The 23,752-nt window shown below is 63.5% G+C and carries 21 protein-coding genes and 2 tRNA genes; 12 read left to right on the forward strand and 11 right to left on the reverse strand.

Annotated elements, in window-relative coordinates:
* On the forward strand, positions 1–1,487 hold a 1,487-nt coding region (lpdA, locus tag A985_RS0105020; protein ID WP_017232313.1), incomplete at its 5' end, for a dihydrolipoyl dehydrogenase.
* A gap of 241 nt (positions 1,488–1,728) precedes the next feature.
* Here the strand turns inward: lpdA and A985_RS0105025 are convergent.
* Positions 1,729–2,292 carry a phasin family protein gene (locus A985_RS0105025; protein ID WP_017232314.1) on the reverse strand — a complete coding sequence of 188 codons (564 nt, stop codon included), beginning with the start codon at positions 2,290–2,292 and terminating at the stop codon, positions 1,729–1,731.
* A gap of 486 nt (positions 2,293–2,778) precedes the next feature.
* Here A985_RS0105025 and A985_RS0105030 point away from each other — a divergent pair, with 486 nt between their 5' ends.
* From A985_RS0105030 to pbpG, 4 genes are all read left to right on the forward strand, one after another.
* A complete protein-coding gene (locus tag A985_RS0105030; protein ID WP_017232315.1) occupies positions 2,779–3,720 on the forward strand; it encodes a histone deacetylase in 942 nt (313 codons plus the stop codon).
* A gap of 53 nt (positions 3,721–3,773) precedes the next feature.
* On the forward strand, positions 3,774–4,727 hold the full coding sequence (locus tag A985_RS0105035; RefSeq protein ID WP_017232316.1) for a DMT family transporter: 954 nt from the start codon (positions 3,774–3,776) through the stop codon (positions 4,725–4,727).
* Between the two features lie 47 nt (positions 4,728–4,774).
* Complete coding sequence (locus A985_RS0105040) at positions 4,775–5,596, forward strand: nitroreductase (protein WP_017232317.1); 822 nt, start codon at positions 4,775–4,777, stop codon at positions 5,594–5,596.
* A gap of 188 nt (positions 5,597–5,784) precedes the next feature.
* Positions 5,785–7,038 (forward strand): D-alanyl-D-alanine endopeptidase, encoded by a 1,254-nt coding sequence (gene pbpG, locus A985_RS0105045; protein WP_017232318.1) that lies wholly within the window; start codon positions 5,785–5,787, stop codon positions 7,036–7,038.
* Between the two features lie 92 nt (positions 7,039–7,130).
* Here pbpG and A985_RS0105050 read toward each other — a convergent pair whose 3' ends face one another.
* Complete coding sequence (locus tag A985_RS0105050; RefSeq protein WP_017232319.1) at positions 7,131–7,958, reverse strand: IclR family transcriptional regulator; 828 nt, start codon at positions 7,956–7,958, stop codon at positions 7,131–7,133.
* A 555-nt stretch (positions 7,959–8,513) separates the two neighbouring features.
* Here A985_RS0105050 and A985_RS0105055 point away from each other — a divergent pair.
* The 3 genes from A985_RS0105055 (at position 8,514) to A985_RS0105065 (ending at position 11,877) form a co-directional block, all read left to right on the forward strand.
* Positions 8,514–9,563 carry a hypothetical protein gene (locus A985_RS0105055; protein WP_017232320.1) on the forward strand — a complete coding sequence of 350 codons (1,050 nt, stop codon included), beginning with the start codon at positions 8,514–8,516 and terminating at the stop codon, positions 9,561–9,563.
* Between the two features lie 90 nt (positions 9,564–9,653).
* Positions 9,654–10,379: a (Fe-S)-binding protein gene (locus tag A985_RS0105060; RefSeq protein ID WP_017232321.1), complete on the forward strand. Its 726-nt coding sequence runs from the start codon at positions 9,654–9,656 to the stop codon at positions 10,377–10,379.
* Positions 10,380–10,467: 88 nt separating this feature from the next.
* Positions 10,468–11,877 carry a lactate utilization protein B gene (locus A985_RS0105065; RefSeq protein ID WP_017232322.1) on the forward strand — a complete coding sequence of 470 codons (1,410 nt, stop codon included), beginning with the start codon at positions 10,468–10,470 and terminating at the stop codon, positions 11,875–11,877.
* 123 nt (positions 11,878–12,000) lie between these two features.
* Here A985_RS0105065 and A985_RS0105070 read toward each other — a convergent pair whose 3' ends face one another.
* The 6 genes from A985_RS0105070 to A985_RS24305 form a co-directional block, all read right to left on the reverse strand.
* Complete coding sequence (locus A985_RS0105070) at positions 12,001–12,660, reverse strand: amino acid ABC transporter permease (RefSeq protein ID WP_017232323.1); 660 nt, start codon at positions 12,658–12,660, stop codon at positions 12,001–12,003.
* Between the two features lie 111 nt (positions 12,661–12,771).
* The gene (locus tag A985_RS0105075; protein ID WP_026131669.1) at positions 12,772–13,569 is read right to left on the reverse strand and encodes a transporter substrate-binding domain-containing protein; all 798 of its coding nucleotides are present in this window, start codon (positions 13,567–13,569) and stop codon (positions 12,772–12,774) included.
* A 50-nt stretch (positions 13,570–13,619) separates the two neighbouring features.
* Entirely contained in the window at positions 13,620–14,648 is a 1,029-nt protein-coding gene (locus tag A985_RS0105080; protein ID WP_026131670.1) for a quinone-dependent dihydroorotate dehydrogenase, read from the reverse strand.
* Positions 14,649–14,834: 186 nt separating this feature from the next.
* Positions 14,835–15,611 (reverse strand): arginyltransferase, encoded by a 777-nt coding sequence (locus tag A985_RS0105085; RefSeq protein ID WP_017232326.1) that lies wholly within the window; start codon positions 15,609–15,611, stop codon positions 14,835–14,837.
* Positions 15,608–16,372: a leucyl/phenylalanyl-tRNA--protein transferase gene (gene aat, locus A985_RS0105090; RefSeq protein ID WP_017232327.1), complete on the reverse strand. Its 765-nt coding sequence runs from the start codon at positions 16,370–16,372 to the stop codon at positions 15,608–15,610. The genes A985_RS0105085 and aat overlap by 4 nt, the downstream gene beginning before the upstream one ends.
* 59 nt (positions 16,373–16,431) lie before the next feature.
* Positions 16,432–17,049: an NUDIX hydrolase gene (locus A985_RS24305; RefSeq protein ID WP_083902200.1), complete on the reverse strand. Its 618-nt coding sequence runs from the start codon at positions 17,047–17,049 to the stop codon at positions 16,432–16,434.
* A gap of 200 nt (positions 17,050–17,249) precedes the next feature.
* Between A985_RS24305 and A985_RS0105100 the strand changes: the two genes are divergently transcribed.
* Positions 17,250–17,326 (forward strand) — tRNA-Met (locus A985_RS0105100).
* A gap of 147 nt (positions 17,327–17,473) precedes the next feature.
* On the opposite strand, the gene A985_RS0105105 is transcribed toward A985_RS0105100, so the two are convergent.
* The gene (locus A985_RS0105105) at positions 17,474–18,358 is read right to left on the reverse strand and encodes an O-acetylserine/cysteine exporter (protein ID WP_017232329.1); all 885 of its coding nucleotides are present in this window, start codon (positions 18,356–18,358) and stop codon (positions 17,474–17,476) included.
* Between the two features lie 243 nt (positions 18,359–18,601).
* On the opposite strand from A985_RS0105105, the gene dusA reads away from it, so the two are divergent.
* Together dusA and A985_RS0105115 are read left to right on the forward strand one after the other, a co-directional pair.
* Positions 18,602–19,615 (forward strand): tRNA dihydrouridine(20/20a) synthase DusA, encoded by a 1,014-nt coding sequence (gene dusA, locus A985_RS0105110; protein WP_017232330.1) that lies wholly within the window; start codon positions 18,602–18,604, stop codon positions 19,613–19,615.
* A 188-nt stretch (positions 19,616–19,803) separates the two neighbouring features.
* Positions 19,804–19,879 (forward strand) — tRNA-His (locus A985_RS0105115).
* Between the two features lie 79 nt (positions 19,880–19,958).
* Here the strand turns inward: A985_RS0105115 and A985_RS0105120 are convergent.
* Complete coding sequence (locus A985_RS0105120; RefSeq protein ID WP_232424524.1) at positions 19,959–21,122, reverse strand: GGDEF domain-containing protein; 1,164 nt, start codon at positions 21,120–21,122, stop codon at positions 19,959–19,961.
* A 648-nt stretch (positions 21,123–21,770) separates the two neighbouring features.
* On the opposite strand from A985_RS0105120, the gene A985_RS0105125 reads away from it, so the two are divergent.
* A complete protein-coding gene (locus A985_RS0105125; RefSeq protein ID WP_017232332.1) occupies positions 21,771–22,019 on the forward strand; it encodes a hypothetical protein in 249 nt (82 codons plus the stop codon).
* A 22-nt stretch (positions 22,020–22,041) separates the two neighbouring features.
* Here the strand turns inward: A985_RS0105125 and A985_RS0105130 are convergent, their stop codons facing one another.
* Positions 22,042–23,736, reverse strand: a complete 1,695-nt coding sequence (locus A985_RS0105130) for an MBL fold metallo-hydrolase (protein ID WP_026131671.1) — start codon at positions 23,734–23,736, stop codon at positions 22,042–22,044.
* Between the last annotated feature and the right edge of the window lie 16 nt (positions 23,737–23,752).

A 23,752-nucleotide genomic window follows, 5' to 3' on the forward strand; every position in this document is an offset into this window, starting at 1 on the left:
CGCCTGCCGCCGCCGTGCCTGCGGCAAAGCCGAGCGCCCCGGCCCCGGCTGCGGCCAAGCACAGCGGCGGTGCCGACACCGAGTGCGACGTGCTCGTGTTGGGCGCCGGTCCGGGCGGATACTCGGCGGCGTTCCGCAGTGCCGACCTGGGCCGCAAGACTGTGCTCGTCGAGCGCTATGCGACCCTCGGCGGCGTGTGCCTGAACGTCGGTTGCATCCCGTCGAAGGCGCTGCTCCATACGGCGGCCGTTCTCGAAGAGGCCCAGACGCTCGGTCATCACGGCATTTCGTTCGCGAAACCCGAGATCGATCTCGACAAACTGCGCGCCTACAAGGAAAGCGTGGTCGGCAAGCTCACGGGCGGTCTGGCCGGCATGGCCAAGATGCGCAAGGTGGAAGTCGTGCGCGGCGTCGGCACGTTCCTCGACCCGAATCACATCGAAGTCGTCGCTGAAGACGGCAGCAAGCGCACCGTGAAGTTCGCGCAGGCCATCGTCGCCGCGGGTTCGCAGGCGGTGAAGTTGCCGTTCCTGCCGGAGGACCCGCGCATCGTCGATTCGACCGGCGCCCTCGAGTTGCGTCAACTGCCGAAGAAGATGCTCGTGATCGGTGGCGGCATCATCGGTCTGGAAATGGCGACGGTGTATAGCGCCCTGGGCACCGAGATCGATGTCGTGGAAATGCTCGACGGCCTGATGCAAGGCGCCGACCGCGATCTGGTCAAGGTCTGGGAGAAGATGAACGCGAAGCGCTTCGGCCGCGTCATGCTCAAGACCAAGACCGTGGGTGCCGAGGCCAAGGCCGATGGCATCTACGTGAAGTTCGAGGGCGAGGCGGCACCGGCGGAGCCCCAGCGTTACGACCTCGTGCTGGTCGCCGTGGGCCGCAGCCCGAACGGCAAGAAGATCGGCGCCGAGAACGCGGGCGTCGCCGTGGGCGATCGCGGGTTCATCGATGTCGACAGGCAGATGCGGACCAACGTGCCGCACATCTTCGCGATTGGCGATATCGTCGGTCAGCCGATGCTGGCCCACAAGGCCGTGCATGAAGCCCACGTCGCGGCGGAAGCGGCGGCAGGCGAGAAGGCTTATTTCGACGCCATCCAGATTCCGTCGGTCGCCTACACCGATCCGGAAGTGGCTTGGGCCGGCAAGACGGAAGACCAGTTGAAGGCCGAAGGGGTGAAGTACGGCAAGGCCGTGTTCCCGTGGGCGGCATCGGGTCGCGCGATCGCGAACGGCCGTGACGAAGGCTTCACCAAGGTGCTGTTCGATGAAGAAACGCATCGCATCGTTGGCGGTGCCATCGTCGGCACGCACGCTGGCGATCTGATCGGCGAACTTTGCCTGGCCGTCGAGATGGGCGCGGATGCCGTCGATATCGGGAAGACGATTCACCCGCACCCGACGCTGGCCGAATCGGTCGGTATGGCGGCGGAGATTTACGAAGGTGTTTGCACCGACGTTCCGCCGGCCCGCAAGAAGTAAAGCGCGTCGGTGTCTGGTGCGCGCCTCGGATGATTCCGGGGGGGGGGGGGCGCGCGCCGGGCATGCATGACGTGACCGATGTCCGCCGCGCCGCATTCGGGGCGAGGTCGGATGCCAAAAAAACCGCCATTTCGCTCCGAGATGGCGGTTTTTTTATGGCGGCGACGTCGCCGTTCGCCCCAAAAAAGAAAAACCCGGCACGAGGCCGGGTTCGAACGCTAGCGTCGCGAAACGCTATCGATTACTTCTTGGCGCTGGAGGCAGCACGCGAAGCCTGAGCAGCAGCCTTCGTGGCGACGCTGGTCGCGGCAGCGAAGTTCGTCTCGGCGATTTCAACGGCTTGCTTGGTGGCCTTCTGCACGCTGTCGAACGCGCTGTTGGCTGCCGACATGGCCGACTTGGCCAGTGCAACGGCAGACTCCGAACCGGCCGGGGCGTTCTTGGCCAGATTGTCGAACAGGGCTTGCATGTTCTGCGAGCTTTCCGCCAGTTGGGCTTCGGCCACCTTCGTCACTTCGGCTTGCGTCGACGAAGCGATTTCGTACAGGTGACGGCCATACGCAATCGCCTTTTCGGCGGCGGGCTGGACGAGGTTGGCTTGCAGGGCGAGCAACTCTTGCGCGTCTTTCACTGCGAAGGCCTTCTGCGCGGTCGAGGCGGACTCGGCCAGCGATGCCTTGACGGCTTGCAGGTTCAGCTCGACGAGCTTTTCCATGCCTTCGAACGCCTTGTTGGTCAGGCCAAAAAGGGTTTCGAGATTGGCTTTGTGGGCGGCGGCGAATTGCTCGGGGGTCAGAAACGACATGGCGTTCTCCTATGATGGTGTCATACACAACGTATCGACCCACTCCGTGTTCGCAAATGAGTTCTCACCTTATCCTGGTGAAAACACGGTTGGGGCCTCTAAATGGGGGTGCGATTTCTTTTGTGCATCGCACAATTGCAAGTGTAGAGATATTTTTGTCGCTGTCAAGTCTTTTTTGTGCGCTGCAACAATTCAATAAAAGCTTACAAAATCAACCGGTTGGGATCCCGTGACTAACGTATGACACCGCGTTGCGGCGAATGGCGGGCACCGTCCGGAAACGCTTCATTGGTGCGGCTCCGCACCGTTTTGGCACCCGGCGCACCCCGTGCGCCGATGTTACTATCGTCGAGTTCCGGCACTGGCGAAACATCTTCGCGGTCAACGGCTCGCTGCCTTACCGAGCGTGGCTCGCGTGGTCGATGCGCCTGTGCCGATGTCGTTCAACGCCTTTTTGCGTGCCGCCACTGCCGGCCATTCGCGTCGATGCAAGCGTTCTACAGCGATCATTTCGTGCTGCCGTTGCCACCCGGGCATCGGTTTCCGATGGAAAAGTATGCCCGTCTGCGCGAGCGTGTGGCGGGGGAGTTGCCGCACGTTGCGCTTGCCGAGGCATTGTCCGCGGACGACGTGATGCTCGGTCGCGTCCACTCGCTGGCGTACGTGGCGCGAGTGAGCGCCGGTCAGTTGGATCCCAAAGAGCAGCGTACGATCGGATTCCCATGGTCACCGCAAATGGTCGAGCGCTCGCGCCGGTCGGCGGGGGCGACGGTGGCCGCCTGTCGGGCCGCGCTGACCGATGGCGTGGCTGCTAATCTCGCTGGGGGAACACATCACGCGTATGCCGACCGCGGCGAAGGCTTCTGCGTGTTCAACGACGCAGCGGTCGCGGCGCGCACGATGCAGGCCGAACTCGGTCCGGGCACGCGTGTGGCGATCATCGATCTCGACGTGCATCAGGGCAACGGCACAGCGGCCATTTTCGAGCACGACCCGAGCGTGTTCACGCTGTCGCTGCACGGTGAGCACAACTACCCGTTTCACAAGGCGCGCGGTGACCTCGACGTGGCATTGCCCGACGGCTGCGGCGACGACGATTACCTGGTCGCGCTCGGCCACGCACTGACCGATCTCTTCGCGCAATTCACCCCGACCCTTGCGATTTATCTCGCGGGCGCCGATCCGCTGGCGAATGACCGGCTTGGCCGGCTGGCATTGACGCATGACGGATTGCTCGCGCGCGACCGTCGGGTGCTGACGGCCTGCGCAGAGCGCGGGCTGCCGGTGGCTATCGCAATGGCAGGCGGCTACGGTCGCGACATCGAACAGACGGTCGCCGCGCATTTTGCGACGATCCGCCTCGCCGATCAGTTCCAACTGGCGGTCCGCCGTCGGCACCCTGCGCCGGCAGAAGGTGCTCTCGTATGAGCGAGCATCGCACCGTGTCACCTTCGCCCGCGAATGCACCACATGGTCGCGAGATGGCCGGCACCGAACGTGCGGCGATCTGGCGCGCGGCCATGCCGTGGTGGTTCGTGTTGATCTGGAGCACCGGTTTTATTGTCGCCAAATACGGCATGCCGAATGCCGAGCCGCTGACCTTTCTAGCGCTGCGCTTCGGCGGCACGCTGCTGGTCATGCTTCCCATCGCCTGGTTGACGGGCATGTCATGGCCGAGGCGGCGCGCGGTGGAGGGCCGGACGGTACCGGCCGGCACGATCGGGCCCATCGACTGGCCGCTCATTGCGCATCTTGCCGTGTCCGGCACGCTGATCCAGGCGGTGTACCTCGGCGGCGTCTGGGCAGCGATCAAGCACGGCGCGCCCGCCGGGCTGGCCGCGCTGGTCGTCGGCATCCAGCCGTTGTTGACGGCGCTCTTCGCACGTGTGGTCGGTGAGCCGGTCTCGCGCCGGCAATGGTTGGGGCTGTTGTGCGGATTCGCCGGCGTCGGGCTGGTGGTGGCGAACAAGGTTGGCGTTCGCGGCATCGGTGTGGGTCCGGTGGCCTTGTGCGTGTTGAGCCTGCTCGCGATCACGGCGGGCACGCTCTATCAAAAACGGTTTTGCGCCCATTTCGATTTGCGTGTCGGCACGCTCGTGCAGTTCGGTGCGGCGTTTGCGGTAACGCTGCCCGCCGCGTGGATGCTCGAGACGATGCAAGTGCGCTGGAACGCGCCAATGATCGGCGCGCTGGTATGGTCGGTGCTGGCGTTGTCGATCGGTGCCATCTCCTTGCTGTTTCTGCTGATTCGACAGGGTGCCGCGACCAAGGTATCCAGCCTGATGTATCTGACGCCTCCGACGACCGCGGTCATGGCCTGGTTGCTATTCGGCGAGACGTTGTCCCCGCTGAGTGCCGCCGGGATGGTCGTCGCGGCGCTTGGCGTTGCGCTTGTCATCGAGCGGCGGGCGGTGCCGGCCGCGTCGTCGCCATGAGCAGCCGGGCGACGCATTTCTCCCTTCGTTTGCCGTGAGCCTGACTTATGAAACACCTACACCAACACCCGCACCAGGACGCCACACAGTCCTCGGCGCAGAACGCCGCCGAGGCAGCCGACTTGCATGCGCAGCCGGGCACGGGGGAGGGGGCGCGTCGCCCGACGATCGGCAATGACGCCGAGCAGCGTGTGGCCTATGTCGACGAGGCCATTCGCAGCCGGCGATCGATTCGGGCGTACTTGCCCACGCCGGTGCCGCAGGCAACGGTGGCGGACATTCTTGGCGTGGCCTCGCGTGCGCCGTCGGGCAGCAACATTCAGCCTTGGCAAACGTATGTATTGACCGGCCAGGCGCTGACATCGTTGACGTCGCGCCTTCTGGAGGCGTTCAACGACCCGGCGCAGCGCCTGATGCATCAGGAGGAATACGCCTACTACCCGCGCGAGTGGACGGAACCTTACCAGGCACGGCGGCGCAAGGTCGGTTGGGATTTGTATGGACTGCTGGGTATTGGCCGCGCCGACAAAGACCGCATGCAGGGGCAGCACGCGCGCAACTTCTGTTTCTTCGATGCGCCGGTCGGACTGATCTTCACGATCGATCGACACCTGGAGCAGGGAAGTTGGCTGGACTACGGCATGTTCCTGCAGAGCGTGATGGTCGCGGCGCGGGCGCGAGGCCTCGACACTTGCCCGCAGGCCGCGTTCGCCACGTTTCACCAGGTAATTGCGGCGGAACTGCGCCTGCCCGAGACCCGAATGGTGGTGTGCGGCATGGCATTGGGGTATGCGGATCCGGATGCCATCGAAAACCAGCTTGTCACCGACCGTGCGCCGCTGGCTGAGTGGGCGCATTTCCTTAGCTGAATCATCTCTGGATGTTTGCGTTATTTGGCAATTTGTTGCGAATGTGCAGTTTGGCGGATTGCGCCGCACAAAACTGCCAGATGCCGGTTTAAGTATTTCAGCTAAGTCATTCATATTGCTTATTTTTTGGGAAGTTACTAAACTTCTTCCAAACTCGTTGCCTGTCAACCTTACGCTACCCCCAATCTATGTACGCGATCACCACCCTTGCGCGTCTGTGCCGCTCCCGCCTCTGGGGTGCTGCCGTCGTGGCGATCTCGCTCGCCGCCGGTGCCCCAGCCGTCGTTCAAGCTGCCGGTAAGACGAGCGTATGCTCGTCCAAGGCAGCCAAGACGGCCGCCCAGAAGCGCGCGTGTGCCAATTCCAAGGCGACGAAATCTGTCGCCACCTCCCATTCCGGTGCCAAACGTGCCGTTGCCAAGACCGCCTCGCGCGAGAAGGCGGGCGCCAAGGCGCGCAAACTGGCTACCGTCGAAGAAGACGCGGCCACCAAGCGTGTTGCCATCAAACACGTCGTCTACAAGCACGGCAAACGTCGTGTCGTGACGTCGTATCGCACGGTCAACTTTACGCCGCAGGCGCAGGATCGACTGTCCGCCGGGCGCGCATTCGGTCTGCATGAATCCCCTGACGCGCTGGCGCTGCGTTCCTCGGTGGCCTATGTTGTCGATGAGCGCACCGGCGAATCGCTGTTCGACAAGAACTCGCAAGCCGTGTTGCCCATCGCGTCGATCTCGAAGCTGATGACCGCGATGGTGTCGCTCGACGCGGGCGTGCCGATGACGGACATGATGGAAGTGACGGACGAAGATCGCGATTACGAGAAGGGTACGGGCTCGCGTCTGTCGGTGGGGTCGCGTCTGTCGCGTGAAGACATGCTGCACATTGCGCTGATGTCGTCGGAGAATCGCGCGGCCGCTGCGCTGTCGCGTTACTTCCCGGGCGGTCGTCCGGCGTTCCTCGCGGCGATGAACCGCAAGGCGAAGCAGCTCGGTATGAACGACACGCACTTCAACGATCCAACGGGCCTGTCGAGCCAGAATGTGTCGAGCGCACGTGATCTGGTGAAGATGGTCAAGGCCGCTTATCAGTACCCGATGATTCGCCGTTTCTCGACGGACAGCAATTACGACGTCAATACCGGCCGTCGCGAGTTGCACTATGTCAGCACGAATCACCTGATCGGACACCCGGGCTGGGAAATCGGTCTGCAGAAGACGGGCTACATCAACGAAGCGGGGCAATGCCTCGTGATGCAAGCCAACGTCGATGGCCGTCCGGTGATCATGATTCTGCTCGATTCGACCGGCAAGTACTCGCGCTTCGCCGACGCCACGCGCGTTCGCAAGTGGCTGCTCGAAGGGGGCGGCGCTACGCCGCAACGCACGGCGGGTACGGCACCGACGGCACAAGTCGCGACCAACAGCGAACACGCGCTGTAAGTCGCCCAAACCGTTGCCAAACAAAAGGCGCTCCCTCGGGAGCGCCTTTTGCATTCCGCGACCGGATTCGCGAAGCGCGATGTCGGTTCGGGCTATTCGGCTGTCGCCACATGCGACACGTTGCTACCGACGGCGGGGGGCGGCGCGTGAAAGCCGAGCGACGCGGAAATCTGCAGCGCCGTCTCGTTCAGATTTGCGAGCCACGCGTCCTGCAAACGGTCGGCGGGTGCCGACAGCGAGAGTCCGGCCACGAGCTTTCCGCTGTCGTCGTAGATGCCCGCCGCAATGCAGCGAACCCCCAGTTCGAGTTCCTCGTTGTCGCGGGCATAGCCGGACTGGCGCACGTGGCTCAGCTCGCGCTCGAGTTTTTGCAGATCGGTGATGCTGTTGCGGGTGTGTCCCGACAGGCCGGTGCGCGTGGCATACGCGCGCACGCGCGCGGCTTCGTCCGCCGCGAGGAAGAGCTTGCCGACCGATGTCAGGTGCAAGGGCGCATGACCACCGATGGCGCGCACCACCTGCATCCCCGAACGCTCGCTGTAGGCCCGCTCGATATAGACGATTTCATCGCCCTGGCGCACCGACAGGTTGACAGTCTGGCCGGTCATCCGGTGCAGGCCGCGCATGGGCGCGAGGGCGGCATCGCGCACCGACAACCGTGCCTTGACCAGATTGCCGAGTTCGAGCAGGCGCATGCCCAGACGGTACGTGCCCGGATCACAGCGGTCGACAAAGCGGCAGGCGACCATGTCGTTCAGGATACGGTGCGCCGTGGACGGATGCAGTTCCGTCGACTGCGCCAATTCCTTGAGGCTGACGGGGTCGGCATGGGCGGCAAGGGCATCGAGCAGACGCATCATGCGCTCGATGACCTGGATGGACGTGCGCGACTCCGTACTTTGACTACCTTCGTCTTTCATGGGGGAGGGCCGAGTTTCGTATAGGGGTGATTCTATATCATATTGTGAAAAATTCGCACCCTTCCTGTAGAGGACTTCTGCGAAAAGTGGGCGTGCCACAGGAGAGCGTCGTTGCCGCAGTCTCGGCTGACTGAAACCGAAAGTGGTCTCTCGTCCAGACGACTACCATGGCCTTGTCATTTCATTCAGTGTCCGGCTGGGTTGAAAGACGAGATCGGCACGCTCAAGGAGGTTCGGGGAATGTACAGGTATGGGTTTTCGCCGGCGGCAGGGAGTTGGTCGCCGCCAAGGTGCACGCGTAGTCGGGGGGCAGTCACTTACGAAAAGTCGATTGCCGACAAGCATGCGGACATCGTCGGTCAGTTTCGGCAGATCGCCAACGCGAAGGCGCAACTGGGATTGGACTGCGGCTCGCTTTCCCGATTGGAAAACACGTTCTACTCGACTTACAGGAAAGCGACATCAGGGTACTGGGGGGGCGGACTCTGGGACGGGGTTTATCGATATGCCGGTAACGCGAGCCGATCGGGTCCGTACTGCCGGGTTGGCGAGCAGTTGAACGATCACGACGTCGACAGTCTCACGCCGTCGGCCAGGCGGTTCTCGGCGATTCTGGGACATCTGACGGAAGCACTGCGCAAGGAGCAGGAAATCCTGACGAAATGTTTCGCAATGGCGCAGCGCTCGGTGGGGTTTGGCGGGGCGACCTTTGGCGAACCCGATATCCAAAAGACGGCAAGCCAGCGCCTGTCGGTCGAGCGTGCCGATGGCATCGCCGAGATCGAGCGATGCCTGACGGGCGTGCGCGAGTCGATCGCACTGGCCTCAAAGGAGGTGTGGCCGGAACGGAAGCACTATGGCAAGCGCGTCGGCATTACGACTTCCCTTTACTCCGCGGCGGCGGCCGTTGCGGTGGCAGGACTGTTTGTGTCGGGCGGCATTCTCGCCATTGTGGCGACGGTGATGACGCTGGTGATCCGCGGGGTCAGCCTGGGAAGCATTCGTGGGTTCGATCGTGAGCGAGGATGGAAGTCTGTCGAAAGTCTGTTGGCAAGCACCGGGCAATTCATTGAAACGGAGGGGACTATGATGAGAACGTACTTGGACGTGGCCGATCGGCGTGCCGCGCTCGAGCGTGAAGATATGGTGTGGAATCTGTTGAATGGCATCAAGAGTGGGCTTGGCCAAGTCAATCATCAGGTGGAGTCGCTGGATACTCGGGCTGGGACCCTTTCGAATCAAATGGAAACCGTGGCGAACCGACTGGATGATCAAATGTATGCGGTCTCCGATCAAGTGGACACCCTCACCAATCGGTTCGACGGTTTCACCGATCAAGTCGCCAGCCTCACCGATCAATTCGGCACCCTCACGAATCGAGTGGACTCCCTGGCGTCGGAAGTCGCGGCAGGGTTCGCGAACACTGACGCCAAATTTGAAAGCTTCAGGCGCGATTTGCAGCGGTTGTCGCGGGTGCAGGAGATGATGGCGGCGCGCCTGGCACTCATGCCCTATCCTCCGGCGGCGCCACCCGCCGAGCGGCGGGGACTTACGCGGACGAACTCGTTGAACGCGTTGAGCGACATCACGCCCCGAATGGCGTAATCGTCTGCGCGATATGCGGGAATCCACGCTGGGCCAGACCGGCCCAGCGACTTATAATGGCGCATTATTCCCGGAAAGAGGATTCCCCCAATGCGCGTCGGACTCTTTGTCACGTGTCTGATCGACCTGATGCGTCCGGAGATCGGCTTCTCGACGCTCAAGCTGCTGGAGACGGCGGGCTGCGAGGTCGTGATTCCCGATTCCCAGACCTGCTGTGGTCAGCCCGGCTATAACTCGGGCGAACGGGCCATTGCCCGCGATCTCGCTCAGAAGTTCCTCGAGGAGTTCGAATCGTTCGACTACGTCGTCGTGCCGTCGGGATCGTGCGGTGGCATGGTCAAGGCGCACTACGGCGACCTCTTTGCCGACGACCCCGAACTCATGGGCCGCTACGAGCGACTGCGCCCGCGCGTGTTCGAGCTGACCGATTTCCTCGTCAATGTGCTGCACATCGATACCGTGCCCGGCGATTACAACGGCGAAGTGACCTATCACGATTCATGCTCGGGGTTGCGTGAGCTGGGCGTCAAGACGCAGCCGCGCGCATTGCTCGCGAAAATGCCGGGCGTCAAGATGACGGAAATGAAGGACTGCCAGGCTTGTTGCGGTTTCGGAGGCACCTTCGCGCTCAAGTACGGCAACATCTCGACGGCCATCGTCGACGAGAAGTGCGCGAACATCGCCGCGAGCGGGGCGCCAGCGGTCGTGCTGGGCGACCTCGGATGCATGCTCAACATCGAAGGACGTCTGCGCCGCACCGGCGACACGAAGACGCGCGTGCTCCACATTGCCCAGGTGCTCGCGGGCGATGTGTGAGCTCGCCGCTGTCCTCCCGACCCTCCCGACCTTCACGCCCGTGTGTGCGATGACGCACACCGGCGGCCATCACCTCCAGTGAGTCGCGATGCAAGTTCAATCGATGCAATTCAAGGCGCGCGCCGGGCAAAAGCTCGCGGACCAGCGTCTGCAGGCCAACCTCCGGAAACTCTCGACCAAGTTCGTGACGGCGCGCGCCACGGCCATCGAGGAAATCGACTTCGAGGCCACGCGCGAGGCGCTCAAGGCACGTCGTAATCGCGGGCTCGAGACGCTCGATGTCTGGCTGGAGATTTTCGAGCGCGAGGCCACGCGACGTGGCGCCACGGTGTTGTTCGCCGAATCGACGCAGGACGCTGCCCGCCTGATTGCCGAAATCGCCCGCAAGCACGACGTCAAGAAGGTGATCAAGTCGAAATCGATGGTCACGGAGGAATTGCAGCTCAACAAGGTGCTCGCCGACATGGGTGTGCAATCGGTCGAGACCGATCTGGGCGAATACATCCTGCAGATCAACGACAACGAACCGCCGTCGCACATCATTGCGCCGGTCGTGCACAAGGACAAGGACGAGGTTGCCGACCTGTTCGCTCGCGTTCACCATAAGCCGCGTCTGACCGACATTCCGGCGATGACACGCGAAGCGCGCGAGATGCTGCGTCCGCAGTTTCTCTCGGCGGACATGGGCGTGACCGGCGGCAATTTTCTCGTCGCCGAAACCGGCTCCGTGGCCGTGGTGACGAACGAAGGCAACGAGGGCATGTGCACGATCATGCCGCGCGTGCATGTGGCCGTGACCGGTATCGAGAAGGTGTTGCCCACGCTCGAGGATCTGGCGACGGCCATGCGTCTGTTGCCGCGCTCCGCGACCGGGCAGGGCACGTCGAACTACTTCTCGCTGCTGACCGGTACGCGCGTCGAGGGTGAGCTCGATGGCCCCGACCATATGTACTTCGTGCTGGTCGACGGTGGCCGCTCGGGATTGATCGGCGGCGCGTTTCAGGACATGCTGCGTTGCATCCGTTGCGGCGCTTGCATGAATCATTGTCCCGTCTATCAGAAGATCGGCGGGCACGCCTACGGTTGGGTGTATCCGGGGCCGATGGGGTCGGTGCTCACGCCGAGCTATGTCGGCCTGGAGAAGACGCTCGATCTGCCGCAGGCCGCCACGCTGTGCGGGGAGTGCAATCGCGTCTGCCCCGTGGGCATTCCGATCTCCGATCTGCTTCGCAAGCTGCGCGAGCGCCAGGTCGATCGCGGCCTGCGGCCGTGGCAGGAGCGCACGGCGCTCGCCGCGTGGGCGTTTGCGGCGCGTCGCCCTCGTCTGTATGCGGCGCTTGCCGGCCTGGGTGCGCGTGTACTCCATTGGATGGGGCGCGAGCGTGGCAGCCTCTCGAAGCTGCCGCTCGCCGCAGGATGGAGCGACACGCGGGAAATGCCTGCCCCGAGTGGCAAGACGTTCCGCACGATGTATCGCGAGCGTCGCGCGCCGCGGTAAGCGGTTAAGCGTTCAGCGATGTGGAACGACCGGTGGCCTTGACGTACCGGCGTTCAAAGCAAAAGCCGGGCCCCGAATGTCTGCCATTGGCATCCGGGGCCCGGCTTTTTTGTTGGCGCCCCGTCAGGTTCTGGCGGGCAACGCCAGACGTTTCTCGATGCGTCGCTGCAGTGCCGACAACCCGGTCGACAGCACCCAGTAAATGGCGGCGCAGGCGAGATAGAGCGGCAGCGGCTGGTAGGTCGTTGCAATGACCTCCTGCGCGGAGCGCAGCAACTCGGTCACGGTAATGACCGAGACCAGCGATGTGTCCTTGATCAGGCTGATGAGGCTGTTGCCGAGACTCGGCACAGCGATGCGCAGGGCTTGCGGGGCGATGACGTAACGCAGCGTCTGCCAATAGGAGAGGCCGAGGCTGTAGGCCGCGAGCCATTGTCCGCGCGGCATGCCTTCGAGGGCGCCGCGCATGCTCTCCGACAGATAGGCGCCGACGTTCAGGCTGAGCGTGAGCACACCGGCGGGTGTCGGATCGAGCGCGATGCCAACGCCCGGCAGGCCGTAGTAGATCACGAAGATCTGCACCAGCAGCGGGGTGCCGCGCATGATGCTGACATAGGTGCGGGCGATGCCGCGCAGCACGCGGACGTTGCCGATACCCATGATCGCCACGATCACGCCGATCGCCAGGCCGAACACCATCGACATCAAGGCGAACTTGATCGTGAGCACGGTGCCTTGCAGCAGCACTGGCATGGATTGGGCGGCGAGTTCGAATGGATTCATGAGGGGGGTGTCTGGGGGGAACGTGGGCCGGAACGACGACGGCCGGCACCCGCGTGGTTTGCGTGGTGCCGGCCGTGATGCGACCGAAGTGTGTCGCGCGCGGCTTGCGGGTTACTTCGCCGGCTTGGACGTGTCCTCGCCGAACCACTTCAGCGCGAGCTTGCCGAGCGAGCCGTCCTGCTTCATGGCCGTGAGGGCATCGTCGATGGCCTTCGCGAACTTGGGGTTGCCCTTGCGGAACGGAATGCCCACCGACTCGCTGGCGCCTTGCAACACGGCCCCCGCACGCAGCGGCAGGTTCGACGTCTTGATCAAATAGGCGAGCATCAGGCGATCGTTGAGCGCCGCGTCGATGCGCCCGGCGGCGAGATCGCGCAGGTACTCCGGCGCGCCCGGATAGGTGCGCACGTCGATGCCCGGCACCGCCTTCGCGAGCTTGTCGTAGTTGCTGCCGAGACTCACGCCGAGCTTGTGGCCCTTGAGGGCGTCGAGCGAATTGAACTCGCGTTTGTCGTCCTTGCGCTGAATGAGCTGCGCGGCCGAGAAGGTGTACGGCTGGCTGAAGTCGAGCGAGCGCTTGCGTTCGTCGGTAATGGCCACCTGATTGACGATGACGTCGAATTTACCGGCCACGAGACCGCCGATAATGCCGCTCCATTCCGTCGTCACGAACACCGGCTTTACGCCGAGACGTTCGGCAACGGCCTTGGCGACGTCGACATCGAAGCCTTCGAGCTGGCCATCGGCCGCGCGATAGTTGAACGGCGGATAAGTCCCTTCGATCCCGATTTTCAGTACGCCCGCCGATTTCACGGTGTCGAGCAGATCGGCGGCGCGCGCGGGCGCGGTGCCCAGCAGCGCAACGGCGGTCAGCGGTACGAGGCACAGCGACTTGAGCCAGTTTTTCATGATGTTGAGGTCTCCCTGTGTCAAATGAAGGGGGCGCGACGTGCGGCCGATCAGGCCGTACGCAGCGCTTGCACGCATTCTCGCACCAGCTCGGGGCCGCGGTAAATCAGCCCGCTGTAGATTTGTACCAGACTGGCCCCGGCATCGAGCTTGGCCTGCGCGTCGGCACCCGACAGGATGCCGCCCACGCCGATGATCGGCAGGGCGCCGCCCAGCTCGGCGGCCAGTGCGCGGATCACGCGATTCGAGGCTTCGAACACGGGCCGCCCCGACAGGCCGCCGGTTTCGTTGGCGTAGGGCAGGCCCGCTACCGCCTCGCGCGAGAGCGTTGTATTGGTGGCGATCACGCCGTCGAAACCATGACGCGTGAGTGTGCCCGCGATGACCTTGATCTGCTCGTCGTCGAGATCCGGCGCAATCTTGAGGGCGATCGGCACGTATTTGCCGTGGCGGTCGGACAGCGCGCGTTGCTTGTCCTTGAGCTTGCCGAGCAGGGCGTCGAGTTCGTCGCCGCCTTGCAGCTGGCGCAGGTTTTTCGTATTGGGCGACGAGATGTTGACCGTCACATAGGTGGCGTACGGGTACACCTTCTCGAGGCAGATGAGGTAGTCGTCGACCGCGCGCTCGATCGGCGTGTCGGCGTTCTTGCCGATGTTCAGGCCCAGCGGCCCCTTGTAGCGCGCCGACTGCACGTTCTGAAGAAACTGCTCGACACCGCCGTTGTTGAAGCCCATGCGGTTGATGATCGCTTCGGCTTGCGGCAGGCGGAAGATGCGCGGCTTCGGATTACCCGGCTGCGGACGCGGCGTGACCGTGCCGACTTCCACGAAGCCGAAGCCCAGTGCGGCGAGGCCGTCGATGCAGCTCCCGTCCTTGTCGAGGCCTGCGGCGAGGCCCACGGGATTCGGGAAGCGGATGCCCATGACCGTGCGTGGATCTTCGGGCAGCGTCTGACCGATGAGACCGGCCAGGCCGAGCGAGGCAGCACTGCGCAGCGTGGCCAGCGTCAAATGGTGGGCTTGTTCGGCATCAAGACAGAACAGGGCGCGACGGGCCAGAGGGTAGAGGGGCGCAAGCACGATGTCGGGTTCGGCAGAATCGGAAAGTCGCCATTTTACCGGTATCCCGGTCGCCGAGCGCGTCAATTTTCTACGCTCTGCGTACTCCTGAATGGCGGCGCGGTGGCAAGGGAATGAGCGCGGTGCGCACGGGTGGCCGCCCCGCGAATTGCACGCCTGACAGCAACACGGAGCACAGTGTCGACGTTACTCGCCGGCGGCGTCGAGCATGGCTTCCGGCATGTCTTGCCATTGGCCGTCGAGCAGGCCTTGCAGGGGGCGGAAGTTCGCCTTGTAGACCATCTTGCGGCTTGCCTGAATCCAGTAGCCGAGATACACGTGCGGCAGTCCGAGCGCGCGCGCCTGCTCGATCTGCCAAAGAATGTTGTACGTGCCGTACGACGCGCCTTCAATGTCGGGATCGAAGAACGTGTAGACCGACGACAGGCCGTCGCTCAGGATGTCGACCATGCTGATCATGCGCAACGTGCCTGCGCCCTGATGGCCGGGCGGCTCGCGAAATTCCACCAGTCGGGAGTTCACGCGGCTTTGCAGCAGAAACTGTTCATACTGCTCGCGGCTGTCGTGGTCCATGCCGCCGCCTGCATGACGTTGCGACTGGTAGCGCATGTAGAGCTGGTAATGCTCTTCCGTGTAATGCAACCCGGAGACGTTGACCGCGAGGCCGGCGTGGCGGCGCCAGATGCGACGTTGTGTGCGGTTCGGCGCGAAGCGCGCGATCGGTACGCGCACGGGCACACACGCGCGGCAGCCGTCGCAATACGGGCGGTACGTGAACACGCCGCTGCGGCGAAACCCGGCGCGAACGAGTTCGCTGTAGACGTCCGAGTTGATCAGATGGCTGGGCGTGGCGACCTGCGAGCGTGCCGTGTGATTATCGAGGTAGCTGCAGGGGTAGGGCGCCGTTGCGTAGAACTGAAGGGCAGACAGCGGGGAGAGCGGCAGTTCGTTCGGATGGGTCACTGGGAAACCTCGTGAGCCTTGTCTGCTGCGTTACCGTAGGCCAGCGTGCTGAGCATTTGCTTATCCAGACGCCAGACCGGGGCGGGCGCCACGACCGCCTTCTGCACATGCGTCAGAAATGCCTGACGGGGAATTTCGCTGCCACCGAGCGACGCCAGATGAGCGGTACTTTGCTGGCAGTCTATCACCTCTATTGCGTGTGCGCGTGCAAACGCGACGAGCGCGGCGAGGGCGATTTTCGACGCATCGGTGCGGCGGGCGAACATCGATTCGCCATAGAACATGCGTCCGAGCGCCACGCCGTAAAGACCGCCGACGCGCTCACCCTCGTAGAAGGTTTCCACGCTGTGGGCGAGCCCGGCGTCATGCAGTGCGCGATAGGCGGCAATGATCGCAGGTGTGATCCATGTGCCGTCCTGCGCGCGCCGGGGGGCCTGTGCGCAGGCTTGCATGACGGTGGCAAAGTCGGCGTCGAGACGGATTTCCCAGGCGTCGTCGCGCAGCACGCGACGCAACAGTTTGCGGAAGTTGTGGCTGACGACGAAATTCTCGGGACGCAGCACCATGCGCGGGTCCGGGCTCCACCAGAGCACGGGTTGACCCTGCGAGTACCACGGGAAGATGCCTTGCCGGTAGGCGGCAAGCAGACGTTGCGGCGAGAGGTCGAGACCGGCCGCCAGCAAACCCGGCGCCTCGCTCGATGCGTCGAGCGCTTCGTTCACCGGGGGAAAGGAATCGTTTGCTTCGAGCCAGACGACCATGTCGATGTCAGCGTTCCGGCGTGTCGGGTGGCGTGGTGCGATGGGCCGCGCAGGCCGGCTCAGACACGCAGCATCGGCGTGAGGATATCCTCGGTGTGCGCCGTATTGACGGGCAGCGACGGCACCGGCACGCCGGGCGCCGCAGCGCCGTTGCGGGAGGCCTCGAGGTGCACGCCGAAGGCCCCTGCGCGACGGTCTTCGAAGAAGAAGCGCAGCGTCTTCGCCACCGTCGGGAAGGCGATGTCATCCCAGGGAATTTCGTGCTCCGAGAACAAGGCGACTTCGAGGCTCTCTTCTCCGGCGGCGAACTGCGGCTCGCGCATCTGCGCCAGATAGAAAATATGGACCTGATTCACATGCGGCACGTTGAGCAGCGAGAACAGGGCGCCGACCTCGACATTTGCGCCGGCTTCTTCCAGCGTTTCGCGTGCGGCGGCCTGTGCCGTTGTCTCTCCGATTTCCATGAAGCCGGCGGGCAGTGTCCAGTAGCCCAGGCGCGGCTCGATTGCGCGCTTGCACAGCAGCACCTGATCGCCCCACACGGGCACCGTGCCAAGCACGTTGCGCGGGTTCTCGTAGTGAATGGTGCCGCAATGGGTGCACACGTGTCGCTCGCGGTTATCACCGGGCGGAATGCGCGACTCGACCGAGTGGCCGCAGGCGGAACAGAATTGGATGGGAGGGCGTCGGTTCATGGTTGCTGCGAGTGTATCATCGGCAACGCACGCTGTGCGGTGGCGCACGTGGTGGGCCGGGATATCCCGGGTTGCCGCCGCGTGCGGCGAACCGGCGTTAGCGGCCGCGTGGCCACGAGGAAAATAATCGGCGAGTTATGTTGCACTGCAGTGGTAATTGTCATATACTTCAATTCTTCAGACGCGGGGTGGAGCAGTCTGGCAGCTCGTCGGGCTCATAACCCGAAGGTCACAGGTTCAAATCCTGTCCCCGCAACCAAATTCGAAAGCCTGATTTCTTCACGAAATCAGGCTTTTTGCGTTTCGGCTCGGCGGGTGTCGGCGGCATCGCGCCTGTGTCCGCCGGTGTCGTGCGCGCGTCGTGTCCCGGTCGGAAGCGGGCGCGCCCGCTTCCGACCGAAGAGCGCTATTGCGACGTCGGCAGCAGGCGTTGTTTGAGCTTTGCGCCGAATACATTCACCACGAGGCCCGCCATGACCAGCGCCGCGCCCGCGATTTGCGGCGCAGTGAGTTGCTCGTCGAGCAGCAGTGCCGCCGATGCGAGCCCGATGATCGGCACAAGCAGCGAGAACGGCGCGACCTGACTGGCCGGATAGCGCGTCATCAAACGACCCCACAGCGAATAGCCGACAAGCGTCGCGACGAAAGACAGGTAGGCGACCGCGAAGATCGACGCCGCCGAGAGATGTGCGAGTGAGTTCGCGATTTGCTGCGGGCCTTCGAACCAATACGACAGCAGCGCGAACGGAATCGGCGGGATCAGGCTTGCCCAGACCACAAGGCCGACGAGATCGACATTGCCGATCTTTTTGGTGACGATGTTGCCCGTTGCCCAGGCAAGCGAGGCACAGAGGGTGAGCGCGAAGCCGAGCAGCGTCATGGCGCCGCCGCCTTGCATGCCGATGACGGCGAGGCCTGCCGCCGCGATCAGCAGACCGGCCACATTTTGCGCGCGGAAGCGTTCGCCCAGACACGCCACGGCGAGCCCCAAGGTGAAGAACGCCTGTGCCTGAAGGACGAGCGAGGCAAGGCCGGCGGGCATGCCAACGTACATCGCAGTGAACAAGAGCGCGAATTGCCCGAACGAGATCGTCGCACCGTAGGCGATTAGCCAGCGCAATGGCACTTGCGGGCGTTTGACAAAGAAGATCGCGGGGAAGGCCGCGAGCAGGAATCGCAGCGCACCCAGCAGCATGGGCGGCACGCCGTGCAACCCGACCTTGATGACGACGAAGTTCACGCCCCAGGCGAGTACGACGATGAGTGCCCGTAACAAGTCCTTCGGTGCCATGCTGGCGTCTCCTTGTGCGGCATTGGTGTGACGTTCGGGAAGGCGAAAGTGTACTCCTGGGGCGTCGACGTGTGGTGGGGAAGTCCTCGCGCGAATGCCCTCGTGGACTGATGTGGCGCGGGGCCGAGGGGGCGCGCTCGCGCCGGTGCTCGATGGGGGCATGACGTATACTTCGTGTTTTGCGTATCAAGAGACGTCGTCTTGCTGGAGTGAGACGACGTTTGCCGTAGCCGAGGAATTTGCATGAACTTGCCTGCCCGCCGCGTCAGCGTGGCGCCGATGATGGATTGGACGGATTCGAACTGCCGGGTTTTTCATCGTCAGTTGTCGCGTCACACGTGGCTCTATACCGAGATGGTCACGACCGGTGCGCTGTTGCATGGCGACGTTGCGCGCCATCTCGATTTCGATGCCGTCGAGCATCCCGTCGCGCTGCAATTGGGCGGAAGCGAGCCGCAGGACCTTGCGCGGGCCGCGAAGCTCGGCGAGCAATGGGGGTATGACGAGATCAACCTGAACTGCGGTTGCCCGTCGGAGCGTGTACAGCGTGGCGCGTTCGGTGCATGTCTGATGGCGGAGCCGGCGCTGGTGGCCGATTGCGTCAAGGCGATGCGCGATGTGGTGCAGGTGCCGGTGACGGTCAAGCATCGCATTGGGATCGACGACGTCGAATCGTTCTCCTTCGTCGAGGACTTCGTTGGCAGCATTGCGCAAGCCGGTTGCTCGACCTTCATCGTGCATGCGCGTAATGCCATCCTCAAGGGGCTGAGCCCGAAAGAGAATCGCGAGATTCCGCCGCTCAAGTACGACTATGCGTATCGTCTGAAGCAAAGCTTCCCGCAACTCGAGATTCTGATTAACGGCGGCGTGAAGACGCTCGATGAAGTCGAGCTGCATTTGCGGCACGTCGATGGCGTGATGCTGGGTCGCGAGGCGTATCACAATCCTTATGTGCTTGCGGAAGTGGATGCGCGGTTCTACGGCGATACGTCTGCGGTGAAATCGCGCGAGGCGGTGGAAGACGCATTGATCGAATACGCGGCGGCGCAGGTGGAGAAGGGCCAATACCTCGGCGCGATCACGCGTCATGCGCTGGGTCTGTATCGCGGTGTACCGGGCGCGCGGGGATGGCGCCGGGTGTTGTCGGATCCGAAGCGTCTCAAAGCGGGGATTGGCGCGTTCGAAGAGGCGCGTGCTCAGTTGCGTGCGGGGGCGTTTTCGGAGCGCGATGGCGTAGCGGCTCTCGCGACGGCGTGACGTCCGGCATCGAATCGCGGCGTTGCGTTGAGAGCGCTCGCCGCGTGAGATGACGATCTCGCGCATCGATCGTGCATGCCAGCGAAGTAATATTTCGATTGAGTGAAAATAGTGCTTGGCAGCGCGATAAAAACGTCGCTATAATCTTGCTTCTGTTCAGCAAGCAAGTGATGTTGCTGATCACGGCGGTGGCCGTAGCTCAGTTGGTAGAGTCCTGGATTGTGATTCCAGTCGTCGTGGGTTCGAGTCCCATCGGTCACCCCAAAATTCCCTTGTAGTTCAAAGCGTTTCGCGCGTCATTTCTCTCCCGATTCGGGAATTCTCCAAAAGTTTTACTCCAGCATCAGCCATTCGCGGTCTTGCCGCCGAAGCCGGCGCCATTCCCGTGCTCGACAACGATAGGCAGCGGCTCCATCGCGGGCGCGACCACGACACAATTCCTGCCCTTGGCCTTTGCGGCATAAAGCGCCGCGTCGGCTCTCGCCATCACGGAGGCCAACGTGTCGCCCTCGCGAAACGCATCGACGCCCGCGCTAAGCGTGGACATCACGTCCCTGCCGGGGACACAGGAGCCCGAGGAGGCCACGATGTCGCGCAACCGATTGATGAGATGTCCCGCGTGCTCCCGGGTTTCGCCCGGCAGCAACAACGCAAACTCTTCGCCGCCAATGCGTCCGACAATGTCGGTGGCGCGCACCGCCCCGGCGATCAACGACGCCACATGCGCAAGCGCAAGGTCTCCCGCGGCGTGCCCATAACGGTCATTGATGCTCTTGAAGTTATCGATGTCCAGAATCGCGATCGAAAAGGTCGACTGCTTGTGGGCGCACTCCCTGGCGATGGCCTCCGCACGCGAGATGAACGCTCGCCGCGCGAGCAGGCCGGTCAGGTCGTCGAACGTCGCCAGGCGTTCCATGCGGTCGGCCAGCCGGTCGTGCGCCAACAGCACCATGCCGACCGACAGACACGGCAGCGTCAGCGTCGCCATGCCCAGGAACATGACGTTCAACGGCGTCGGTTGAAGGAACGTGGATTCATGCGCCAGACCCAGTCCATACGCAATGGCACGAACGGCATGCACAACGGCACCGAGAATCGCAGCAATGGCCACAAAGTAATACGCGTATTTAGGGCGTTCCCGCGGTCGGTATTTCAGCACCGCCCCGCCGATACTGAAGCGGACGTACGCAATACACCCCGAGATCATGGTGCTGCGAGCGTCGACGTGGGGCGAAATATAGGTCCAATAGATCAGCATGACGAGGATGACGCCAAGCGCGACATACTCCCAGGCGTACGAGGCTCGGGCGTTGAGGAATTGCCGGAAGCCGTGCAAGCCGATAAGCGAGGCGATGAGCAGCCCGCTGCTCGATACCGCGACGACAATGTCCGAGGTTCCCGTCAGGAGCAGCGCCGCCACGATCGCCAGAAGTGCGCTCGCCAAGCACCACAGGCGCACCCCCGGGACTTTCGTTCCGAACAACGAACCCAGAACGGCTACGCTCATGACGCAAGACAGAACCGCAATGCTGATAAAAACTGCCGAAATGGGCATGGCCGCGTGACTGATTATGATGTTTCGCCTACTGACGCAGTTGCCCGACAATACGACCCCGTTCCCTCGGGCGACATCCCCATGTCGTGTCGTTTTGCCAGCGTCTCGGCGTGTTTTGTCGTCAGCATAGCCGAATTCGATGAAGGCGCCACGATCTCATTGATCCGTGGCCGATGCGCCGCCCGGCGGAAGTTGCGTCCCCTGGGCGAATGTCGCGCACAGCGGGCGCCGGTCGATCGACGATGTCTGCCGTCAGCGCAGCCCGCATTTTGCCTGCGCAATCCGCCGACGCATCCCTCACGACTCGCTCAATATCGCAACATTTGATCTATGTCTAATTCCACTCACGGCACACGCACTCTGAGGGAGCACGTCCGTCCATAATGGGCTCGTCATGTTCGCATGACCCTGTCTTCCCGGGCGTGTCATGGTGCCCCATGCGTCCCGGCTTCGAAACCCACCTCGCTCAGGTGGGTTTTTTTTCGCCGGTTCACGGCATTGTTCTCTCGTTTGGAGCCAAACCTCTATGTGGCCGACGAATCGTGAAGATGCTACGCTTTTTAGCAGAGCAGGGCGTTTTCAAGACAAGCGGAGTCCGTCATGAGCTATGCATCGCACGAGCAGGTCTACGACTATCGCGCGGGTTATCAGATTCGCGTGCGGGCCTTTCAGAATGAGTACGCGGGACCGTGGGACTCCCTGGTCCAGGTCATCCGGCACGGCAAGCCGGATGGGCCGGAGGTGCGATCCCCCGACGGGCATCGCGACAATCGCCTCGACGCCGAAATGGCCGGGCGCAAGGCGGGGGAACGCATCGTAGACGAGTTGATCGGCGACGCCTACGACTGACGTCGACCCACGCCAGTAGGCGTCACCCTGCCGCCATCGTTCCGACACGCCGCCACCGCGCGTCTGGCGACACCGCCGCGAGGCCATCCTCCGCCAGCTTCTCCAGATGCGCCTGCAGCGAGCGTCGCGCCACTGCGTGACGTGCCAGGGGCACGTCGGCGTAGACCACCGGAATGAGCATGTCGAGCGTGGCCGGGCCGATTTGCGCAAGCGCCTCGAGCGTGCGCGATTCGCGCGCGAGTCGATGCGCCATGAGCCGCGCAATCCGCTGCGCCGGCCGATCCATCACGAAGCCGTGTCCCGGCGCGAGCCACGCAGGCGCAAGTGCCGCAAGCTTCTCGAGCGACGCCAGATAGGTCGCCATATGCCCGTCAGGCGGGTTGATGACGACCGTCGAACCCTGCATGACGTGATCGCCAGTGAAGACAAGCGACGCGTCGTCCAGTCCGAAGCACAGATGATTGGCCGCATGCCCCGGCGTATGAATGACCCGCAAGATTCGGCCATCCGGCAAGGGCACCCCATCGCCATCGGCGAGCGCCACGTCAGGGATGAACGCCGCGTCCTGCCCCTCGTCGTGACGCGCGCGCATGCCGTAGGTCGTTGCGCCCGTCGTCGCCTTTAGTCGGCGCGCCCCCGGCGAATGATCGCGGTGAGTGTGCGTCACGAAGATCTGCCGGATGGTGCCGGGCGCCGCGGCGAGAATCGCGTCGACGTGCGCCGGATCATCCGGGCCCGGATCGATGACGGCCCACGCATTGTCGGGCCCACCGCCCAGGAGGTACGTGTTCGTGCCGGGGCCAGTCATCATGCCGGGATTCGGGGCGGTGAGACGCAGCACGCCCGGCATCAGCGTCACGCTACGCCCAGGCACGATGTCGTAGCTGCCGGTGCCAAGTTCATGGGGATCGGTCAGTGTCAGTTCGGCCCACGCGGGCTCGTCGGGCGTGACCGGCCAGCGGCCGCGCTTGCCGGTGGCCAGTCGCAGTTGAATGCGTGGCACCGCCGCCAGCGCCCCGGCGGCCGCCATGGCAGCATCCGCCGTGCCGAGACCGTCCAGCCATTGCAGCAGCTTGCGTGTGGGAGGCAACAGCCGAAGTTGATCGGCATGCTTGAGCGCATATTGGGGGCGCATCCAGCGGTGCGCCGCCGTCTCGACCTGGTCGACTTCCACCTGCTGACCCGCGGGCAGCATCGCCAGAAAGAATCGCGTATCGAAGCGCTTCGGTAGACCCAAAGGCGTGACCCAGTGGCTCAGATAGTGCAGACGTTCCGGTGTGAGCCTGACGCCGAACGATCGGCACAGCGACACGAGATCGATCCGCCCCTCATGCAGCGCATCGCGTTGCGCGCGCATGGCGACGAGGCGAGCTGCGTCGACCGGCATGCCCGAGACATCGTCGGCAAACAACACGCCGGTTTCCTCGAAGCATTCACGTATGGCGGCCACGTAGTAATTGAGGCCGCCGTGCGTGAGGGACAGGCGTTGGCTGGCAGTGGCGTCGTCGAGTCCGTCGCAGGCGGCGTGGCCGAACGCATCGGCCGCATCGACGACGCCGCCCGGGAAGACGTACGCATCGGAGCTATGGTCGTTCGCCCGAACGGCGCGGCGGAGCAACAAGACTTCCATGCCGCTTGCGCGCTCGCGCAGCGTGACGAGACTGGCGGCCATGCGCAAGCTGGACGGTCCGCGGGGGACTTCAGGACGATCGGACATGAGACGTGCGCGCACC

The organism is Pandoraea sp. B-6, from assembly GCF_000282835.1.
GTDB classification, from domain to species: Bacteria; Pseudomonadota; Gammaproteobacteria; order Burkholderiales; family Burkholderiaceae; genus Pandoraea; species Pandoraea cepalis.

Excerpts from the sequence above, each read along its gene's own strand:
- A985_RS0105025 (WP_017232314.1), bottom strand. The coding sequence starts at position 2,292 with ATGTCGTTTCTGACCCCCGAGCAATTCGCCGCCGCCCACAAAGCCAAT.
- A985_RS0105030 (WP_017232315.1), top strand. The coding sequence starts at position 2,779 with ATGCAAGCGTTCTACAGCGATCATTTCGTGCTGCCGTTGCCACCCGGG.
- A985_RS0105035 (WP_017232316.1), top strand. The coding sequence starts at position 3,774 with ATGGCCGGCACCGAACGTGCGGCGATCTGGCGCGCGGCCATGCCGTGG.
- A985_RS0105040 (WP_017232317.1), top strand. The coding sequence starts at position 4,775 with ATGAAACACCTACACCAACACCCGCACCAGGACGCCACACAGTCCTCG.
- pbpG (WP_017232318.1), top strand. The coding sequence starts at position 5,785 with ATGTACGCGATCACCACCCTTGCGCGTCTGTGCCGCTCCCGCCTCTGG.
- A985_RS0105050 (WP_017232319.1), bottom strand. The coding sequence starts at position 7,958 with ATGAAAGACGAAGGTAGTCAAAGTACGGAGTCGCGCACGTCCATCCAG.
- A985_RS0105060 (WP_017232321.1), top strand. The coding sequence starts at position 9,654 with ATGCGCGTCGGACTCTTTGTCACGTGTCTGATCGACCTGATGCGTCCG.
- A985_RS0105065 (WP_017232322.1), top strand. The coding sequence starts at position 10,468 with ATGCAAGTTCAATCGATGCAATTCAAGGCGCGCGCCGGGCAAAAGCTC.
- A985_RS0105070 (WP_017232323.1), bottom strand. The coding sequence starts at position 12,660 with ATGAATCCATTCGAACTCGCCGCCCAATCCATGCCAGTGCTGCTGCAA.
- A985_RS0105075 (WP_026131669.1), bottom strand. The coding sequence starts at position 13,569 with ATGAAAAACTGGCTCAAGTCGCTGTGCCTCGTACCGCTGACCGCCGTT.
- aat (WP_017232327.1), bottom strand. The coding sequence starts at position 16,372 with ATGGTCGTCTGGCTCGAAGCAAACGATTCCTTTCCCCCGGTGAACGAA.
- A985_RS0105105 (WP_017232329.1), bottom strand. The coding sequence starts at position 18,358 with ATGGCACCGAAGGACTTGTTACGGGCACTCATCGTCGTACTCGCCTGG.
- dusA (WP_017232330.1), top strand. The coding sequence starts at position 18,602 with ATGAACTTGCCTGCCCGCCGCGTCAGCGTGGCGCCGATGATGGATTGG.
- A985_RS0105120 (WP_232424524.1), bottom strand. The coding sequence starts at position 21,122 with ATGAGCGTAGCCGTTCTGGGTTCGTTGTTCGGAACGAAAGTCCCGGGG.
- A985_RS0105125 (WP_017232332.1), top strand. The coding sequence starts at position 21,771 with ATGAGCTATGCATCGCACGAGCAGGTCTACGACTATCGCGCGGGTTAT.
- A985_RS0105130 (WP_026131671.1), bottom strand. The coding sequence starts at position 23,736 with ATGTCCGATCGTCCTGAAGTCCCCCGCGGACCGTCCAGCTTGCGCATG.